20 protein-coding genes and 1 riboswitch are annotated in these 18,464 nt (G+C 61.8%); of the genes, 13 read left to right on the plus strand and 7 right to left on the minus strand.

Annotation, left to right across the window (positions count from 1 at the left end; all coding sequences use genetic code 11):
- Window positions 1–48: 48 nt before the first annotated feature.
- Window positions 49–1,044 (minus strand): alpha/beta fold hydrolase, encoded by a 996-nt coding sequence (locus tag GVL52_RS00515; protein WP_160003301.1) that lies wholly within the window; start codon window positions 1,042–1,044, stop codon window positions 49–51.
- A 306-nt stretch (window positions 1,045–1,350) separates the two neighbouring features.
- Here GVL52_RS00515 and GVL52_RS00520 point away from each other — a divergent pair, with 306 nt between their 5' ends.
- The 9 genes from GVL52_RS00520 (at window position 1,351) to GVL52_RS00560 (ending at window position 7,498) form a co-directional block, all read left to right on the plus strand.
- Window positions 1,351–1,593, plus strand: a complete 243-nt coding sequence (locus tag GVL52_RS00520) for a DUF2188 domain-containing protein (RefSeq protein WP_160003302.1) — start codon at window positions 1,351–1,353, stop codon at window positions 1,591–1,593.
- 76 nt (window positions 1,594–1,669) lie between these two features.
- Window positions 1,670–1,867, plus strand: a complete 198-nt coding sequence (locus tag GVL52_RS00525; RefSeq protein ID WP_160003303.1) for a hypothetical protein — start codon at window positions 1,670–1,672, stop codon at window positions 1,865–1,867.
- 174 nt (window positions 1,868–2,041) lie between these two features.
- On the plus strand, window positions 2,042–2,239 hold the full coding sequence (locus GVL52_RS00530) for a hypothetical protein (RefSeq protein WP_160003304.1): 198 nt from the start codon (window positions 2,042–2,044) through the stop codon (window positions 2,237–2,239).
- Between the two features lie 56 nt (window positions 2,240–2,295).
- Window positions 2,296–3,273: a zinc-binding dehydrogenase gene (locus GVL52_RS00535; protein ID WP_160003305.1), complete on the plus strand. Its 978-nt coding sequence runs from the start codon at window positions 2,296–2,298 to the stop codon at window positions 3,271–3,273.
- A 261-nt stretch (window positions 3,274–3,534) separates the two neighbouring features.
- Window positions 3,535–3,744, plus strand: a complete 210-nt coding sequence (locus GVL52_RS00540) for a cold-shock protein (RefSeq protein ID WP_160003306.1) — start codon at window positions 3,535–3,537, stop codon at window positions 3,742–3,744.
- A gap of 139 nt (window positions 3,745–3,883) precedes the next feature.
- Window positions 3,884–4,264, plus strand: a complete 381-nt coding sequence (locus GVL52_RS00545; protein WP_160003307.1) for a DUF6481 family protein — start codon at window positions 3,884–3,886, stop codon at window positions 4,262–4,264.
- A gap of 76 nt (window positions 4,265–4,340) precedes the next feature.
- Window positions 4,341–5,369 (plus strand): fatty acid desaturase, encoded by a 1,029-nt coding sequence (locus tag GVL52_RS00550; protein ID WP_160003308.1) that lies wholly within the window; start codon window positions 4,341–4,343, stop codon window positions 5,367–5,369.
- A gap of 85 nt (window positions 5,370–5,454) precedes the next feature.
- Window positions 5,455–5,742: a hypothetical protein gene (locus GVL52_RS00555; RefSeq protein WP_160003309.1), complete on the plus strand. Its 288-nt coding sequence runs from the start codon at window positions 5,455–5,457 to the stop codon at window positions 5,740–5,742.
- A 310-nt stretch (window positions 5,743–6,052) separates the two neighbouring features.
- Entirely contained in the window at window positions 6,053–7,498 is a 1,446-nt protein-coding gene (locus GVL52_RS00560) for an aldehyde dehydrogenase (RefSeq protein ID WP_160003310.1), read from the plus strand.
- 95 nt (window positions 7,499–7,593) lie between these two features.
- On the opposite strand, the gene GVL52_RS00565 is transcribed toward GVL52_RS00560, so the two are convergent.
- Window positions 7,594–8,379, minus strand: coding sequence for a DUF4394 domain-containing protein (locus GVL52_RS00565; RefSeq protein ID WP_160003311.1), 786 nt, complete (start codon window positions 8,377–8,379; stop codon window positions 7,594–7,596).
- Between the two features lie 236 nt (window positions 8,380–8,615).
- Between GVL52_RS00565 and GVL52_RS00570 the strand changes: the two genes are divergently transcribed.
- Together GVL52_RS00570 and GVL52_RS00575 are read left to right on the plus strand one after the other, a co-directional pair.
- Entirely contained in the window at window positions 8,616–9,167 is a 552-nt protein-coding gene (locus tag GVL52_RS00570) for a sigma-70 family RNA polymerase sigma factor (protein WP_160003312.1), read from the plus strand.
- Complete coding sequence (locus GVL52_RS00575) at window positions 9,164–9,877, plus strand: anti-sigma factor (protein ID WP_160003313.1); 714 nt, start codon at window positions 9,164–9,166, stop codon at window positions 9,875–9,877. Before GVL52_RS00570 ends, GVL52_RS00575 begins: the two co-directional genes overlap by 4 nt.
- A 36-nt stretch (window positions 9,878–9,913) precedes the next feature.
- Here GVL52_RS00575 and GVL52_RS00580 read toward each other — a convergent pair whose 3' ends face one another.
- Genes GVL52_RS00580 through GVL52_RS00595 form a run of 4 tightly spaced genes read right to left on the minus strand, consistent with a single transcriptional unit; the run spans window position 9,914 to window position 13,578 of the window.
- On the minus strand, window positions 9,914–10,693 hold the full coding sequence (locus tag GVL52_RS00580; RefSeq protein ID WP_160003314.1) for a class I SAM-dependent methyltransferase: 780 nt from the start codon (window positions 10,691–10,693) through the stop codon (window positions 9,914–9,916).
- Window positions 10,683–11,471 carry an ABC transporter ATP-binding protein gene (locus GVL52_RS00585; RefSeq protein WP_160003315.1) on the minus strand — a complete coding sequence of 263 codons (789 nt, stop codon included), beginning with the start codon at window positions 11,469–11,471 and terminating at the stop codon, window positions 10,683–10,685. The genes GVL52_RS00580 and GVL52_RS00585 overlap by 11 nt, the downstream gene beginning before the upstream one ends.
- On the minus strand, window positions 11,468–12,493 hold the full coding sequence (locus GVL52_RS00590) for an iron ABC transporter permease (RefSeq protein WP_160003961.1): 1,026 nt from the start codon (window positions 12,491–12,493) through the stop codon (window positions 11,468–11,470). The genes GVL52_RS00585 and GVL52_RS00590 overlap by 4 nt, the downstream gene beginning before the upstream one ends.
- Window positions 12,494–12,546: 53 nt before the next feature.
- The gene (locus GVL52_RS00595; protein WP_160003316.1) at window positions 12,547–13,578 is read right to left on the minus strand and encodes an ABC transporter substrate-binding protein; all 1,032 of its coding nucleotides are present in this window, start codon (window positions 13,576–13,578) and stop codon (window positions 12,547–12,549) included.
- Window positions 13,579–13,832: 254 nt separating this feature from the next.
- Window positions 13,833–14,080: riboswitch (cobalamin riboswitch) on the minus strand.
- A 382-nt stretch (window positions 14,081–14,462) separates the two neighbouring features.
- Here GVL52_RS00595 and GVL52_RS00600 point away from each other — a divergent pair.
- Complete coding sequence (locus GVL52_RS00600) at window positions 14,463–15,422, plus strand: VOC family protein (protein WP_160003317.1); 960 nt, start codon at window positions 14,463–14,465, stop codon at window positions 15,420–15,422.
- Window positions 15,423–15,462: 40 nt separating this feature from the next.
- Here GVL52_RS00600 and GVL52_RS00605 read toward each other — a convergent pair whose 3' ends face one another.
- Complete coding sequence (locus tag GVL52_RS00605) at window positions 15,463–16,326, minus strand: GntR family transcriptional regulator (protein WP_160003318.1); 864 nt, start codon at window positions 16,324–16,326, stop codon at window positions 15,463–15,465.
- A gap of 191 nt (window positions 16,327–16,517) precedes the next feature.
- Between GVL52_RS00605 and GVL52_RS00610 the strand changes: the two genes are divergently transcribed.
- The gene (locus tag GVL52_RS00610; protein WP_160003319.1) at window positions 16,518–18,443 is read left to right on the plus strand and encodes a M23 family metallopeptidase; all 1,926 of its coding nucleotides are present in this window, start codon (window positions 16,518–16,520) and stop codon (window positions 18,441–18,443) included.
- Window positions 18,444–18,464 lie beyond the last annotated feature (21 nt).

Below are 18,464 nucleotides of genomic sequence, written 5' to 3' on the forward strand. Positions count from 1 at the left end.
ACTTGCGTCCCGCCGTGCTTCATTTGGTGCTTATTCCAGCCCTGTAGATCAGGCCTTGATGAAGGCGAGCAGATCGGCGTTGATCACATCGGCATGGGTGGTCAGCATGCCATGCGGATAGCCGGCATAGACCTTGAGCGTGCTGTTCTTCAGCAGCTTGGCCTGCAGCATAACGGCATCCTTGAAGGGAACGATCTGGTCGTCATCGCCCTGGGTGACCAGAGTCGGTACGGTGATCGCCTTCAGGTCTTCGGTCTGGTCGGTCTCGGAGAAGGCCTTGATGCCATCGTAATGCGCCTTGGCGCTGCCCATCATGCCCTGACGCCACCAATTGTCGATGATGCCCTGCGAGACTTTCGCATCCGGCCGGTTGAAGCCGTAGAACGGACCTGCGGCGAGATCGATGAAGAACTGGGCGCGATTGGCGGCAAGTGCGGCGCGCAGGCCGTCGAACACTGCCATCGGCAGGCCATCAGGGTTGCTCGCGGTCTTCAGCATCAGCGGCGGAACGGCGCTGACGAGGATCGCCTTGGCGACCCGGCCCTGCGGCTGGCCATAACGGGCAACGTAGCGGGCGACTTCACCGCCGCCGGTCGAGTGACCGATATGCACGGCGTTGCGCAGGTTCAGATGCTCAGCAACAGCAGACGCATCGGCGGCGTAATGGTCCATATCATGGCCTTCGCTCACCTGAGCGGAGCGTCCGTGGCCGCGGCGGTCATGGGCGACGACGCGGTAGCCGTTTGCCAGGAAGAACAGCATCTGCGCGTCCCAATCATCCGACGACAGCGGCCAGCCGTGGTGGAAGACGATCGGCTGTGCGTCCTTGGGACCCCAGTCCTTGTAGAAGATTTCGACGCCATCTTTGGTTTTTACAAATGCTTCGGCCATGGGGCTTGCTCCTTTGGGTGTTTGGACGGTCTTGGTCTTTTTCTCTGCTGCCAGGGCTGGTGCGGCCATGACAAGCGAAACGGATGCGCCGGCGATCAGAGCCTGCCGGCGAGAGATCGGAAGGGAAAATTCACGGGTCACGATAGGCTCCATCTCGGATTTCTGCGCGCTGCGGCAGCGCGTGTTGATGCGGACACCCTAGATGTGCGGCTGGCGCCATTATTGTCGTTTTCTTTGACGTTTGGATATTCGCGTCGAAAACGCACGCATGGCACTCGGGAGACAAGCCCCTGCGGCTCCGATGCGGGCTATCCGGTTGAGCCGGGAAACCTATCTCCCTCCTCCGCGTTTCTATGGGGAGGACACACCTTGACCGGCGATCGGTTGCGCACCACCTATCTCTCAAGGTCGTTCGACCAATTCATCGCGCCACAAGCGCAGACCCGACAGGAGAAGCTCATGCAAATAACCTACCATGTAGGACAGCACGATGGCGGCTATGCCTACCGCCTCGGCGATGTCTGGTCGGAAACCTTCCCGACCCACGATGCAGCCCTTTCGGCCGCCAAGCTGGTGGCCGGCCGTCAGCACCTGGAGGGCCGTGATGCGGAAATCCAGTATCAGGTGGCCGATGGCTCGTGGCAGACCGAACATGCCAGCGGCGGCGATCGTCCTGAAACGAATGTGGTCGATGACGCGTGACGAGCGCAGCAACGCTTTGAAAAATTCAGCGGGGCCATGGCAGTTCGCCTCCCCCGCACAGAAAGGAACAATAATTATGATCAGTCTTGAAGACGCCTTGGTGGTCTCAGGCGAACGCGTTGCCGATTGCCGGGACGCGCTCGATCAGGAATTTACCGATATCATCGGCCTTGCCGAGGAAAACGGCTTCACCCGGAAGGAAATCCTGGTGGCGCTGAGCGAGTTGACCGCCCGGGAGCTCTCGGCCCTACCCGATATGCCGAGCCTGCATTGATCCCTAGACCGCACAGCGATCGGCTGGCCTCTTCCGTGAGAGGCCAGCCGGCTTTCATTCGGGAAAATACCACCGAAAGCCGTTCGTCCAAGTCCGCTCCTAAGGTACAATACGCGTGCGTGCGGCTGTGACACTCTGTATCGATAAACCGCAGCCACGAAAGGGCAACATCCGATGACCGAAGACCTTACACGCGCAGAGCTCGAGACCCGCATTGCCGAGGTCAGCGAAAACCTTCGGACGTTGATCGAACAGGCAGCCGCCGTCAGTGGTGCTGCCGATGAAGAGCGCATCGATGGTCGTATCGAGGAACAGCAGCAACTCTACGAACTGCTGGTCAGCAAGCGCGACGCGATCGATCAGGCGAAATGACGTGACCGGCAACAGCCGCATATCTGCATCTCTACTGAAAGCATAGGAGGCTACGCATGCGCAGCGCAGTTCACTCGAGCTTTGGCGATCCGACCACCGTATTGGTGATGGAAGAACGCCCTGTTCCGACACCGGGCCCCGGGCAGGTCAGGGTGAAAACGATCCTGTCGTCGATGCACAATCATGATCTGCTCACCGTCGCCGGAACCTATGGCTACAAGCCGGAGCTCCCGGCAATCGGCGGCAGCGAAGCGGTGGGCACCATCGACCTCCTAGGCGATGGCGTCGAGGACATTCGCATCGGCCAAAGAGTGTCGGCCGGAGGGCTGCATGGCGCATGGGCCGAGTATTTCATCGCCGAAGCGCATTCCGTGGTCCCGCTCCCCGACAGTATTTCCGACGAGACGGCGGCGCAGCTGATCGGGATGCCATTAAGTGCCCTGTTCCTGCTGAAATTCATCGAAGCGAAGTCCGGACAGTGGATCGTGCAAAACGCCGCCACGGGCGCGGTTGCCAAGGTGATGGCGATGGTTGCACGGCAGCGCGGCATCAAGGTCATCAACCTTGTTCGCCGCCCGGAAGCCGTTGAGGAGCTTCGCGCGCTTGGCATCGAGAACGCCGTCGCCACGTCAAGTGCCAGCTGGCGCAGCGACATCGCAGCAATTGTCGGTGCGGAACCGATTGTCAGCGTGATCGACAGCGTCGGCGGCGAGGCCTCGGGCGAGCTGCTGTCGCTTGTCGGTGATGGAGGCATGCTGGTTTCGTTCGGTGGCATGTCGGGCAAACCGATGCAGATCTCGTCCGGCGACCTGATCTTCAAGCAGGCCATCGTCAAGGGCTTCTGGCTCAGCAAGCTGCTGCGCACCACGCCCCCGCAGGAGACCGGAGAACTGATCGCCGAGCTGGTCGGGCTCGTTGCCACCGGCGCCGTCACGCTTCAGGTCGGCGGTATCTTCGACATCCGGGACATTGCCAAAGCGGCGGCGGCAAGCAGCGAGAGCGGGCGAACCGGAAAAATATTGCTGCGACCATGATTGGATGAAGAGCTTTCTGTCGCGGGAGCGGATCGGCATCTCGATTTGGGATGCACGCATAGATCGCATTCCGTCGTGGCCGCGAAACAGAAAGTTGACATTCGAGGGGCCAAGCTATAGGAAACGGCCATCGATACTTTGTTTGCCGATTTTGTTTTTTGCTGCGCTTTGCGCTTCGTGATGAACTTCCCCTTCAAAAGTCGAAAAATACCCGCCGTGCGTCGCGCGGTGGTGATCAGAAATGCTATGAAAGGGTTTATCATGACCACTGGCACCGTAAAATGGTTCAACGCCACCAAGGGCTTCGGCTTCATTCAGCCTGACGACGGCAGCGCCGACGTTTTCGTTCACATCTCGGCTGTCGAGCGCGCTGGAATGAGCTCGATCGTTGAAGGCCAGAAGCTTGGCTTCGAGATCGAACAGGACCGCAAGTCAGGCAAGATGTCTGCAGGTCAGCTGCAGGCCGCTTAAGTCAAAGGCTTCCATCTCCACTGATGTGCTGCTATGGAAGCATGAGGTTTTGAAAGGGTCAGGCTGTGTCTGGCCCTTTTTGTCATAGGCGCAAAGCATCGCGCCAGCATCTAGTTTGCAATCGAACAAGGAATACACGTTGAGACACCCGAACGACAATGGCTTTTCCGAACGCCGCAACACCGCTGCCAAGGCAAAGAAGGAACTGCTGTCAAAGTTTGCATCCGCGCCGAAGCCAACAGATCCCGAAATGCAGGAACGGCTTGCAGCACGCGAAGCCATTGCGAACGCCCGAGCAGAGCGTCGCGCCGAGCGCGAAACGGCCAAGAAGGTCGAAAACGAACGCCTGATGGCAGAGGCACAGGCACGCACTGAAGCCGCTCAGGCTGGTGAAAAAGCCGAGGCGGAAGCCCGCCAGGCAGAGGTCGACAACCGTGTCGCACGCGTCATTGCCGACGAAGCTGCACGCAAGGCCGAGCGCGATCGTCGCTACGCCGCACGCAAGGCCCGTCAAGGCTAACGACTGAACGACGCAGCACGGTGCACGTGGGTTTTCCGGCGGCGCTACTCATCCAAAAAAGAGCGGATCGACCTTCATGAGCGCCCACGCCTACGCGACTGCGACACCTGCCGAAAACGATGCCAAGGCCTGGCTGAAAATCCTGTCCGGTTATCGTCAGCCCAGCATGACACGGAGCAGTTTCGAGCTCTTCGTCACCGTGCTGCCGTTCATCCTCATCTCGGCCGCGGCTTATGTCTCGGTCGCCATGGGGTTTTGGTTGGGTATCGTTCTGGTCATCCCGGCGTCGGCCTTCCTGCTGCGTCTGTTCATGATCCAGCACGATTGCGGACACGGCTCCTTCTTTGCCCGTCGTCGTCTCGACGACTGGACCGGCCGCGTCATCGGCGTGTTCACCCTGACGCCTTACGACTACTGGCGCCGCACTCATGCGGCGCATCACGCCACGGCCGGCAATCTCGATGAACGCGGCATTGGCGACATCTCGACACTGACTGTTGCAGAATATCGCGCGCTCAGCCGCTCGAAACAATTTGGCTATCGCCTCTATCGGCATCCGATCGTGATGTTCGGCATCGGTCCGGCTTGGCTCTTCGTCTTCAAGCAGCGCCTGCCCTTCGGCCTGATGCGCGACGGCATGGTGCCATGGGTATCAACCATGGCCACGAATGCAGCGGTTCTCGCAGTGGCGGTCGCGATCATCTGGGCTGTCGGCATCATTCCGTTCCTGGTGGTCAACCTGCCGATCGTGCTCCTTGCCGGTGCTGCGGGTATCTGGCTGTTCTACGTTCAGCACCAGTTCGAGGATACGCACTGGTCCGAGGGCAAGGACTGGCAGTTCCCGGCGGCGGCGCTCCACGGCGCTTCCCATTACGACCTGCCGCCGATGCTCCGCTGGATCACCGGCAACATCGGGGTCCACCACGTCCACCACCTGGCGAGCCGGATCCCCTATTACCGGCTTCCGGAAGTGCTCAAGGACTACCCCGAACTGGCCGATATCGGTCGCATCACGTTCTGGCAGAGCCTGCAATGTGTTAAACTGGTGCTCTGGGACGAAAAGAGCGGCAAGCTCGTGTCGTTCCGTGACGCGGCCGCGACCTAATTCACCTCGGCTGCGAGCAGCCAGCCGACCGACCGGCGGCATCCATGCAGCCGAAACTTCAAGTTCCAAGGACTAGAGACTGACAATGATCGAACTTACACCAACCCAAATCAGAGGTCTGAAGCTCGCTTCGGACGGCGACCTTTTTCCCGGCGAAGCCAAGAAGTGGACCCACCTCAACGCAACCGTCACCTATGCCAAGACCGACCGGTTCAAGGAACGTCCGCAGAAGATCAAGTTCCTGACCACGACGACCCTGAACGAACTGCGCGAGCACGGTTTCCTGCAGCCGCTCGATGGCGACGCTGCCGTGGAAGGTACCGCCCATGGGATTACCATGGCCGGCAAGATCTGGCTTCTGAAGAACAAGTAGCGCCTTCAAGGCTGCCATCGCGCGCACGCCGCGCGAGGCAGGCTGAGCCGTGCCGGCTCTCAGGGCAACATGACTCCGAGCGTTTTTGCATCGAGTGGCCCGGCTGCTCGATCTTTGCATTTGCGCCCTCACGCCTCCGAGGCATGAAACACCATCGGGTGGCCATGGCCACGGATAGACCGGTGGTGTAAAAACCGCTCGACAACGCAGCCCGAACTATTGCCGAGATGCTCTTCTGCCCAGATGCAGGACGGCGTCATGGCGTGATGGATGCCGGGCTGCGAGCGCGAACGGTCGCAGGAGGCACGACATGGACATTTCCCTTCTTATCGATGGCGAGGATCGCGCGGCATCAACCGGCAGAACCTATGACCGCCTCGACCCTTTCACGGAAAAGCGCGCGAGCCGGGCAGCAGCAGCCAGTCTCGACGATGTGGCCGCCGCCGTAAAGGCTGCGTCCTCGGCATTCCCAGCATGGTCGAAAACCGGGCCGCTCCATCGCCGTATGATCCTGCTCAAGGCCGCAGACATCATGGATGCGAAAGTGGTCGAGTTCACCCAGCTGATGATCGAGGAAACCGGCGCCACCGCCCCCTGGGCCGGCTTCAACGTGATGCTCGCAGCCAACATCCTGCGCGAGGCGGCATCGATGACCACGCAGATATCAGGCGAGGTCATTCCCTCCGAAAAGCCCGGAACGTTTTCGATGGGTGTCCGACAGGCCGCCGGCGTCTGCCTTGCCATAGCACCCTGGAACGCACCCGTTATCCTCGCCACCCGCGCCATCGCCATGCCGATCGCCTGTGGCAACACGGTCATCCTCAAGGCATCCGAACTGTGCCCGGCCACCCACCGCCTGATCGGAACCGTGCTGACCGAGGCCGGCCTGCCGGTGGGTGTCATCAATGTGCTGACCAACGCACCCGACGATGCCTCGGCAATTGTCGGAGCGCTGATTGCGCATCCCTCGGTCAGGCGGGTGAATTTCACCGGTTCCACCAAGGTCGGCAGAATCATTGCCGAGCAGTGCGGCAGACACCTCAAGCCGGCGCTGCTGGAACTGGGCGGCAAGGCACCGCTGGTCGTGCTGGAGGACGCAGATCTCGATGGCGCGGTGAACGCGGCCATCTTCGGCGCCTTCATGCATCAGGGCCAGATCTGCATGTCGACCGAGCGGATCATCGTCCATCAGGCGGTGGCCGACGCTTTCGTCGCGAGGCTCGCCGCCCGCGCCAGCCAGTTGCCGGCTGGCGATCCGCGCGGCCATGTCGTGCTCGGCTCGCTGATCAGCCTCGAAGCCGCCAGGAAAATGGATGAACTGATCGCCGACGCGCAGGCCAAGGGCGCCCGTCTTGTGGCCGGCGGCAAGCGGACAGGCACGGTGGTAGAGGCGACCCTGCTCGATCATGTCACCTCCGGGATGCGTATCTATGAGGAAGAGTCCTTCGGTCCGGTCAAGCCGATCATTCGCGTCGCCGATGACGAGGAAGCCATTGCCGTTGCCAACGATACCGAATACGGCCTCTCCGCCGCCGTGTTCAGCCGCGATGTGCAAAGGGCGATGGCGGTGGCCGCCCGCATCGAGTCGGGCATCTGCCATATCAACGGCCCGACATTGAACGACGAGGCGCAAATGCCGTTCGGCGGCGTCAAGGGCAGCGGCTATGGCCGCTTCGGCGGCAAAGCGGCGATTGCCGAGTTCACCGAACTGCGCTGGATCACCATCGAGGACCCCGGCCAGCACTATCCGTTCTGAGGCGCTCAGGCAGCCCCGGATAGCAGGTCACATGAGATTACGATAAAGCCCAGCCGTCTCCGGCTGGGCTTTATCTGCATGCCGCCGTTGAGCGATCAGGCGGCCGGCAATACAGCGATGGCGCGAAGCTCCATCTCGGTGCCGGAGATCTTGCCGACTTCGGTTGCCGCGCCGGTTTCGAGATTGACGGTGTAGAGCGTCTTCGCGGCGGCGAGCCAGGCGGTGTTCTTGCCGTCTTCCGTCGTCTGGATATCGAAGGCATAGGCGGCGGGCTTGCCTGAGATGCCGAGCTTGCCGATCGCCTTCAGCGTGCCGTCATTCGGCTTGGTCTGCTGGATCAGCGCGCCGATCGTGGCGTCGATGGTATACATCGCGGTCTTCTCGGGCTTGCCGTAGGAATTGGTATAGGCGGCAGCAACGATATTCGGCGTTTCGCCCTTGTGCATATCGCCATCTTCGTAAGCCAGCGTGCCGTCAACGGTGACCGCGCCGGTGTCGGGGTGGACACGATGGTTGGTCGTACCGGTCATGTAGCGCAGCCGGTCGGCCATCGGGTTGAAATCGACGATCACAGGTGCCTCGGTCATTGCCAGCGGCTTGTCCATCTTCGCGACCGCCGTTGCCGCACCCGTCTCCAGGTTGATCGAGACGATCGAGCTGTCGGGCGTCACGCCGATGACGGTCTTGGTGCCCGGCCGGAAATCGATGCCAACCAGCTTGTCGACGCCTGTCACGTCCATGGTCTTCGTCACGTCAGGCTTTTCGGTATCGAACATCACGAGCGTCTTGTCGCCGACCAGCCCGAGCACGGGGGCCGCCTGGGCCGCTGCGGCAGCCAGAATCGAGGCCGAGGTGATCATCGCGATCTTGAAATGCTTCATGTCTTTTCTCCCTAAGGTTCGACAGATGAGGAAGTGCCGTCAAAGGCCTTCCTGATCAGACGACACGCGAGAAACCGGTTTGGATGCAGCAGCCCTCAAATTTTTTGCATCTATTTTCGTTTCCGGCGTGTAGAGGCGTTATGGACGCTTTAGAAAATGACCGGATAGTCGATCGCTCAGCCATATTGCGTCGCGCACATCGCCGCGCCGCCAGAGCCGACAGCAAGGGAGGCCCGATGCTTGATCCGCAGCAGATGTTGGCAGGTGCGCTGAGCGCCTGCGCGCGCGGGGACAAGGCCGGATTGCGGTTGATCTTCGACAGCGAGGGTCCGCGGCTGGTCGCCGTCGCGCAGCGGATCTTGCGACGATACGATCTCGCCGAAGAGATCGTGCAGGACGCGTTCATCCAGATCTGGAACAAGGCATCGCACTATTCCCCGGATCGGGGCTCGGCCCGCGGATGGATCTATGCAATCGTCCGCAATCGCGCGCTCAATGCCCTGCGTGACGGCAAGCGCTGGGAGCTGACCGATGCCGAAACGCTGGAGCGGCTTCAGGACGATGCGCAGGAGACCCTTCCAACCGATCTATTCGACGAACTCGACCGGGAGAGCAGCCTGCGCCGATGCCTGGGGCAGCTCGACGAAACCAAGCGTCGGAGCATTCTGATGGCCTATGTGTCCGGCTATACCCATGGCGAGATCGCCGGGCGATTGAAGGTGCCGCTCGGAACCGCCAAGGCCTGGATCAAACGCGGCCTCGCCTCGCTTCGGGAGTGCATGTCATGAGCGATCAGGCACAGACATCCGCGGAACGCGCTGACGATTACGTGCTGGGACTGCTCAGCGCCGCCGAGATGACCGCGTTCGAGGCCGAGATGGAAACGGACGGAACCCTTCGCACGGCGGTCGCTGCAAGCCGCGACCGGTTTCTGGAACTCGACCTCGCCGGCCAGACGCAATCCGCCTCACCCGATCTGTGGTCCCGCATCGAATCGTCGCTCGGCGTACAGGATGCTCCAACACCGGCGGCGCCGCGTATCCTGCCGGCCAATGCCAATGACAATCGCCTGTCGCGCTGGAAGCGGGCAGCCTTCGCAGGCGTTGCCGCATCCGCGGTGTTGGCGCTTGCGCTCGGCTATGCGATCATCGACCGACCTGCCCCCCAAGTGATTGCCGTCCTCATGGACGACAAGGGTGCGCCGCTGGTGCTCGTAGAGGACTTCGGCGACACCCATGCCCGCATCACGCCGCTTGGCGACTTCACGGCCCCGTCAGACAAGTCGATGCAGGTCTGGACCCTGCCGAACAAGGAGATGGGCCCGACATCCCTCGGACTTCTCGACGCATGGAAAACATCGAACCTCGACAGCCGGACGCTGCCGCAGCCGCATGAGGAGCAGCTCTACGAGATCACCCTCGAGCAGCTTGGCGGTTCGCCGACGGGTCGGCCAACCGGGCCAATCCTGGTCAAGGGCTTTGCCAGGGTGCCGCGCTGAGCGCTCGTTGACGGTTGGCGCTGTGGCTGAGAGCTCTCAGGCCGACTTCGCCGTCAGGATGAAGCGGCGGTGGACCAATGTTCGCAGACTGTTGCGCAGGTTCGCCTCACGGCGCTGCGCCCTGGCGATCGGCAGATGTGAATGGGCGGCGATATCCCCGAACCCTGCCTGTTCGAGCAGCGGCACAAGGGTATCGGGCGTCAAGCCGGCGCCAAACGGCAGTTCCGACATGATCGCGGAATGGCGCTGGCTAAGCGCCCCGTCATGGTGCCTGTCCGGGCCGCAGAACCGGTCGATCTTGCCAATCAGCCACGAGGCCGCGCGCCCCAGGCGCGACGGTCTGGCCCAGTCGCCGTCGAAGACCAGCAGGATGCCGCCGGGCTTCAGCAGCCGGTGCCATTCGGCAAAAGCCCTGGTAGGATCGGTCAACGTCCAGACCAGATGCCGGCAGATGATCGCATCGTAGCTGCCATCCGGCTCCATCGGATTTTCAGCATCCGCCAGCACAAACCGCAGCCGCTCCTTGCCGGCATGCTTGGCCCTTGCAATCGTCAGCATGGCTTCGGAGAAATCCAGCGCCGTCACCTCGTGGCCGAGATCATGGATCAGCGTGGTGACCTCGCCGGTTCCGCAGGCAAGCTCCAGCACTCGCAGCGGCTGATCGCCCAGATGATCGCGCATCGGCTGCTGCCAGGCATCGAATTCCGGCCCACGCGGTATCCTGTGGCCAAAGGCGAGATCGAATGTCTCTGAACGCTTCGACCAGTAATCCCGGATCTCGTCCTTCAGAGTGAAATTGGCGTGTCTAACGGACATCAGGGACCTCAAGGATACAGCCGAGAAAATGAATATGCTGCCGGCCATGATGCGGCGAGCGTTCGACATGGGCACGCACGCCGAACACCTCGGCGATCAGCCCTTCCGTCAATACCTCCTCAGCGGTGCCGGCGGCAACAATGCGGCCGTGGTTTAACACAGCAATCCTGTCACAAAACATCGCGGCGAGGTTCAGATCGTGCAGAGCGATGACACTCGTCACCGGCAGCGTGGAGACAAGCGAAAGGATTTCCAGTTGATGCTGGATGTCGAGATGGTTGGTCGGCTCGTCCAGCAGCAATTCGCTTGGCGTCTGCGCCAATGCCCGGGCGATATGCACCCGCTGCCGCTCGCCACCGGAGAGCGTGTGCCAGAACTGCTGCGTCTTCTCCACCATGCCCACCTGCCGCAGCGCGTTGCTGACGGCCTCGTCGTCGGCGCTATTCCACGGCGACCACGGCCCGCGATGCGGCGTCCGTCCGAGACGCACCACGTCCAGCACGGTGACCTGTGTTTCGGTGGTCGCCTGCTGCTCGACGAAAGCGACGCGCCTGGCAATGTCGTGCCGGGTCATCGCGTCTATGGCGGTATCGCCAAGCGCGATCACGCCGCTCCTGACCTTGCGCAACCGGCAGATCAGCCGCAGCAGGCTGGATTTTCCCGACCCGTTCGGGCCGATGAGCCCCAGCGTCTTGCCGGATGGAACCTCGAGGCTGACGCCGTTGACGATCATCACGCCGGCCGTCGCCCAGTGCACGTCGCTGACGGAGATACTCATACGGGCTTCCTCGCCTTGTAGAGAATGAAGGCAAATGCCGGCGCGCCGAACAAAGCGGTGACGACGCCGATCGGCAGGATCTGCTGCGGAATGATGACGCGCGAGACGATGTCGGCGACGACCATGAAGATCGCACCGGTGATCGCGGTTGCCGGCAGCAGCCGGCCATGCCCCGGCCCGACCACAAACCTCGCCGCATGCGGGATGACCAGGCCGACAAAGCCGATCGAGCCGACGATGCTGACCATGGTCGCGGTCAGGACTGCGGTGAGGCCGAGCAGCACGATCCGGACGCGGACAACCGGAATGCCGAGCGCCGCCGCGGCATCGGTGCCGAAAGTGAAGGCATCGAGCGCACGGGCATAGAGCAGACAGACGAGGAAGCCGCCGATGGCGACCGGACCTGCGAGATAGACATCCGGCCAGCGCACGCCGGACAGGCTGCCGAGCAACCAGAACATCACGCCGCGCGCCTGCTCGGCATTGGCAGATGTCGTGACGATATAGGAGGTCAGCGCATTGAAGAGCTGCGAGCCGGCAACACCCGCCAGGATGATGCGATCGGCACCGCCGCCCGACCCTGCCGCCAGCAGCGACACCAGCAGGAAGGCCGCGACCGCGCCGATAAAGGCGCCCGTGGATAGCGTCAAGACGCCGTAGCCGAAGCCGAGGATCATCACCGCGACGGCGCCTGTGGAAGCGCCGGCGGAAATGCCGAGCACATAGGGCTCGGCCAGCGGATTGCGCAGCAGCGCCTGCAGGATGGCGCCGGACAGAGCCAGTGCCGCTCCGGCACTGGCTGCAACAAGCGCGCGGCTCAGCCGATAATCCCAGATGATGCCTTCCTGGATGCGGCTGAGCGCAAAGCCTGTTCCGAGCAGCCGGTTTGCCACAGCCTTCGCCGCAGTATCGACAGGAATGGAAATCTCGCCGATCGAGACGGCAAGGCTGACGGCAAAGCCCAGCACGAGCACGGCGAACACGGAGACCGCTGCGAGCGCCCCCAATCGCCTACGCGCGATCAGTCCGTGGCCTGTTCGACCTTGCGATAGGTGGTCTCGGCTCTGGTCTCTGGTCACTCGGCGATACCGAAGGACTTGATGCCGGCGGCAAGGGTTTCCAGGCCGTCGATGGTGCGGATCGTCGGGTTCATCGACTGCGCATCCATCGCGACGAAATGGCGGTTCCTGACGGCGTCGAGCTGGCTGGTGACCGGATCCCTCTCGAGGAAGTCGATCTTCACCTTCGGGTCGTCGGCGGCGTAGCGACGGCGATCCATGGTGGCGATGACGATGACGGCAGGATTGGCCTCGGCGATGGTTTCCCAGCCGACCAGCGGCCACTCCTCTTCGGTGGAAACGACATTCCTGGCGCCGAGTGTCTTCAGGATATAGGCGGGCGCACTGTTCTTGCCGGCGATGAAAGCGTCGCCCTGGACCTCCTTGCTGGAGAACCAGAAGGCAATCGGCAGGTCCTTCGCTGTACCGGCCAGCGAAGCGACCGCATCGGCCTCGCGCTTCTTCAGCGTGGTGATCAGGGCGTCGCCGCGATCCTGGATGTCATAGATCTGCGCCAGTTCGGCGATCTCCCGATAGATCAGCTCCATCGTGAACAGCTCCTTGCGCACGCCATCGCCGCCCGACGCGTTGACCTTGGCGACACAATCGGCCGGCGACACATAGGTCCGGATGCCCAGACCGGCGAACTGCTCGCGCTTGCCGACAGACCCCTCGGCACCGACATGCCATTCGAATTCTGCAGCAACCAGATCCGGCTCCTGGCCGACGACAGCCTCGAAGCTCGGGTCATTGTCGGCCAGCCGCTTGATCGCCCTGTTGACCTCGGCATAGGCAGGCAGCACCGGCCCGACCCAGACGGCAGTGCCGACGATCTTGTCGGCGAGGCCCAGCGAATAGAGGATCTCCGTCATCCCCTGCCCGATCGACACGGTTTTTTCGGGCGCCTTGTCGAAGGTGACCGGCTGGCCGCAATTGGCGATCGTCAGCGGATAGGTGGTCGCGGCTGCGTGGGCGGACGAGAAAAAGCCTGTCGCGGCGCAGAGCGTTGCGATCGAAAGCAGCGCGGTGCGCCAGATGATAAGGTTCATGATAATCCTCATGTGATGGATGAAGTCCACAGCCGGCCGGCTGCGGCCAATGCAAGTTGAAACGGCGATACGGCCACGCAGCGGCCGCAGCTGGGCGCGGCCAAACGCTCTGCTGCGATCTTGCGAGACAGAAAGGCTACCGGTTCCGGATTGCGGACAGCGAACTTGCGGAGGAAAATAAAGCGGGACCGCGCCAGCGGTTGACGTCAAAAACCATCATATGATGCTCCTCTCCGGACAACCCCGTCCGGGATGGTGGACACTGTTTTGACGGCAGGTCTCCTGGCTCGCGAATATGCGCCTGACATCTGCCTTCCCACGAAGCGCAAAACGCTTCCGCAGTGGCATGGCGCTCGAAAGGAGCACCACAAGGACATCAGGCAATCCGCTTACAGTTGCGGGGGCAGCCACGGTCTCGGCCCCATTCGGGTCGTCCTCACCGTGTTCCCTATTAATCCCGTCGGAAGTCATCCCTTCGGGAACCATCGATGCTCACTTAGGCGATTGAGACTTCCAGCGTCAAGCGCCGACAGAAAGATCACGGCCAAGCGCGGACTATAGACTTACATTTAATCCATTATTGTCAGCAGGATACATGAAATACATCATGTGACTTATACGGTTTCGATGCGTCTTAGGTGGCAGGCATTTCCGCAGCAGGCGCGTCGATCTGCCTATTTCCGCTCATGAGCAATAAACAACATGAGGATGCATGCTTAAAACATCGTAATATATATATTATTTACCTAGGAATTGCTGCTTAGTGCTTCTCTGCCCGCACCCCGCGGGATGCGGGGGTCTCACGCATTGTTGATTTGAAGAGAGCCGCCGAACACCCGATGCGGGAGGCGGGGAACAGACAAGATCGTCACCGGGGCATTCCAATGGTCGTAAGCCGTCGTCACCTGCTGCAACTCGCCGGCGTCACCTCGCTTGCCGCGGCGTTCGACTTTGCCGTGGCTGCCGAGGCAGATGCCGCGCCGGTAACCTTGCCCTATGGCGTTACGACCTCTGCCCACATCAAGAGCGCCGCATTGCGCGTCCGCGATCTTGCCGGCATGAGCAGCTACTACCAGAACACGCTCGGCCTCAGGGTCATGACGGTGAGTGCCGACGAAATCGTTCTCGGCGCCGGCGAAGAGCCATTGCTTTATCTGATCAACACCCCGGATGCAGGATTTGAAGACCCATCTTCTGCAGGGCTGTTTCACATTGCCTATCTGATGCCCGAAAGGATGGATCTCGGTCGCTGGCTGGTGCATGCCGCCGCGACCAATATTCCGATCGACGGTTTTGCAGATCACAGCGTCAGCGAAGCGATCTATCTGACCGATCCTGAAGGAAACGGCATCGAGGTCTATTCCGACCGGCCGAAGGACCAGTGGCAATGGAAGGACGGTGTGGTCACCATGGGCACCAAGGAGCTGGATATCGATGCGATCGCCGCCTTGACCGACATGACCAGGGACACCTACGACGCGGCGCCGGATGGCCTGCGGATCGGCCATATGCATTTGCGTGTCGGCGATGTTGCCGAAGCCCGCGGCTTTTACCAGGACCTGCTTTGCCTTGCCTCGACGCGTGACGAGCGCAAGGATGCCGCCTTCCTGTCGTCGGGCGGGTATCACCATCATATCGCCGTTAACAGCTGGCGCAGCGCTGGCGCCGGTGGCCGCGACGGATCGAAGACCGGCCTCAGCTGGTTCTCGCTGACGATATCGGAACCCCTGCTCTACGATCAGCAGCTCAGCCGCTTCAACGCGGCCGGCATCGGCGGTCACAATCCCGGCGGCTTCACTGCAATGGATCCCTGGGGCACGGAAGTGCGGTTGATCAAAGCCTGAGACTTTTTTTTCAACACGGCGCACCGACGATTGCGGATTTTTAGCGCCCGGGCCGGAGATGCTCGGCCATCGCCCTGGACGCTTCCCTCATCTTCTTCTGATCGACGAGGTCGAGGATGTGAAGGTGCCCTTCGATATCACGGGTGATGCGATCTTCGGCATCGGCTGCGGCATTCGAACGATAGGAATAGAGACGCCGCATGGTGTTGGCCCGTTTCAGCGCGTCCAGCACGAACAGGTTTCTCGATGCCTCCGCTAGCGCCTCGTGAAACTCGCAGCCGTATAGAAACAGCTCCGGCGCGCTGAAAGCGTTCGAGCCGAGTTCGAGCACCTTCTGCTGGTTCCTGCGCAACCGCGCCGAAACGCCGGCGTTCAGCTGAAAGGCCGGCTCAAGCAGCCCCAGCGGCTCGAACATCTGGCGGAAGCGCATGAGTTGGGCGTATGCCTCAGGCACTTCGAGCATATCCGAGAAGCGCCATCCGTAACCGGGCAATCGCTCTGCCCATCCTTCGGCCAGAATACGCGACAGCACCCGCCTGACCTCCGACAGCGTCAGATGATAGTGCCGGACAAGCTCCTGCTCCCGGACCACGACCGGCAGTACGCCATTCAGCCGATCATTGGCGATCGACATGTAGAGGTCTTCGAGATCGGTCTCGCCACCCTGCAGGGCATCGACATCCACAGCGACCAGTTCCCGTGCAAGAATGTAGCCCTTGTTCGGCAGATGGGCGACGAAGCCTTTTTCGACCAGCGTATCAAGCGCCGCGCGCACGGGCGCTCTCGACACGTCGAGCTTGGTTGCCAGCCGGGCCTCGAAAAGCCGATCGCCCTCTCGCATCTCGGCGTGATGAATAATCTCGGCGATACGGCCGACGAGCATTACGCGAATTTTTTCAGCCACCGAGTACCCCTGCCCCCGCGGAAACGCAGCCCGATTCCACGGGTTATTCTAGCCCTATTTCAAACCAACGAAAATGTGTCTTTGTTGAATTAAAAATACATTATAGGAAATTCATGGGGAGTCAGTGGCGTCTGCGGTTGCTTGGACGGCTGGTGGGGCGAGCCTTTGAATGTGAGAACGCAGCGGTCCGAATGCAGAGCAAACAAAGCGTCCTTCTTTCCCTCGGCAACCTCTCCCCCATTTCCGTCGCCGGCGCACGTCCATTGGATCGACGGGATGTGTCGCTGCGATGGCTCGCCGCAACACTGCTGGTGGCATTCGGCAGCAGCCTGATGATGGGTGTGGCGCTGATGACAGCCGCGCAAGGCTCGCACTTCCCGCCACCCGACGGCCAGAAGCCGGCGTTTTCGGCAGCGCCCGATGCGGCGCAAACTGCGCGCGTCGGCGGACGTGTCCTGCCGGCGCAGATCCGCACGGCCCGCAGCACCCGCGAAACCATCGATGTGTCCACCGTCGAGAAACAGGGCGACACCGATATCGTCCGGCGGCAGCCTTATGTCATCACGCGGCTGTCGCTTGCCGCCCGCTACCGTGGCTCACAAGATTATCCGCCGTTCGATCCGATGGCGCTTCACGCCGGCAATCCCGATGAACGGGTCGAGCCGGACAACGAGACCTTCTATGGCGCCAACGTGGAATCGAATGTCAAGGTCCGGACGCGACGCTTTCCCTCTGCGACCAAGGCCATCTCGCTCGACAGCCCGCCCGATGTCGATGAGGTGGAAGAAGGTGTTCGCCTGAACGGCGCGCTTCTGACGGCCGATGCCCAGACCGCCACCCCGACGGCCTATGTCGATCCCACACGATTTTCGGACAGGGACGACCCGGGCGCGATCCCTGGCATTGCAGCGCGCATCCTCGAGGAGAACGTCTCGACGTCGCTGGCGACACGCATCGCCCCGGGTGGCCCGGATTACTTCGACGACATCATTCCCGTAAGGTTCAGTCAGGCCGGCCGCACGGTGCTATCGGAGGCCGGCTATGACGGCGATCAGCTTGATCAGGCTGCCGCGCTGATCGCCGGGAAGACCGGCTCCGATGATCTCGAGCCCGGCGACCTGGTACGGCTGGGCATCGCGACTGCCGCGCAGACGGATCGGATCGTCGAGATCAGCATCTACCGCCAGGGCCAACGCCAGTTTACGATGGCTCGGAACGACCGCGGCCTGTTCGTTGCCGCGCCCGCGCCGCAGAGCCCTCTTGAGGTGACGGCCGATGGTCAAACGACCGACGGCGCGGCGGATGATGCCGACGATGCCGGTAGCGTCTACGACGGCATATTCCGCGCGGCTCTTGCCAATGGCCTGTCGGAAAACACCGTGCTGACAGTGATGCGCGCGCTGTCCAAGAGTGTGGATCTGAAGGCCTCGATCAGAAAATCCGATACGCTGGTGATCTTCTCGTCGGTTGCCGGCGACAAGGAAACCGCGCCGAAGATTGCCTATATCGGTGCGAACATAAGCGGCCAGAGCCTGAAGCTGTACAGCTTTCAGCCGAAGGATGAAAAGAGCATCGATTTCTACGACGAGAACGGCGTCAGCGCCCGGCAGTTCCTGCTGCGCAGCCCTGTGGCGCGAGGGCGGGTCAGCTCGGGATTCGGGATGCGGCGACATCCGATCCTGGGTTTTGCGACCATACATGAAGGCGTTGACTGGGCCGCACCGAAAGGAACGGCAATCCTTGCCACTGGCGACGGCGTTGTCGAGAAAGCCGGCCCGACCAGCGGCGGCTACGGCAACCAGACCATCATTCGCCACGCGAACGGCTATGCGTCGTCCTACAATCACCAGAACGCCATCGCCAAGGGCATCCGCCCGGGCGTCAAGGTCCACCAGGGGCAGGTGATCGGTTGGGTCGGCAGCACCGGCCGGTCGACCGGCCCGCATGTGCACTACGAGATCTCCGTCAACGGTAACCGCGTCGATCCGATGACCATCCGTTTCCCGGATGCCGATGCGCTGAAGGGACCGGCACTGGCCGATTTCTCCAAGCAGCGCGATCGCATCGACGACCTGCTCGATCACCACGTACCGCTCCGCATCGCCTCCAGCAAGTGAGTGACCCGCCGCCCCCAGGGT

It is taken from the genome of Rhizobium sp. 18055, from assembly GCF_902706285.1.
In the GTDB taxonomy this organism is placed as follows: domain Bacteria; phylum Pseudomonadota; class Alphaproteobacteria; order Rhizobiales; family Rhizobiaceae; genus Rhizobium.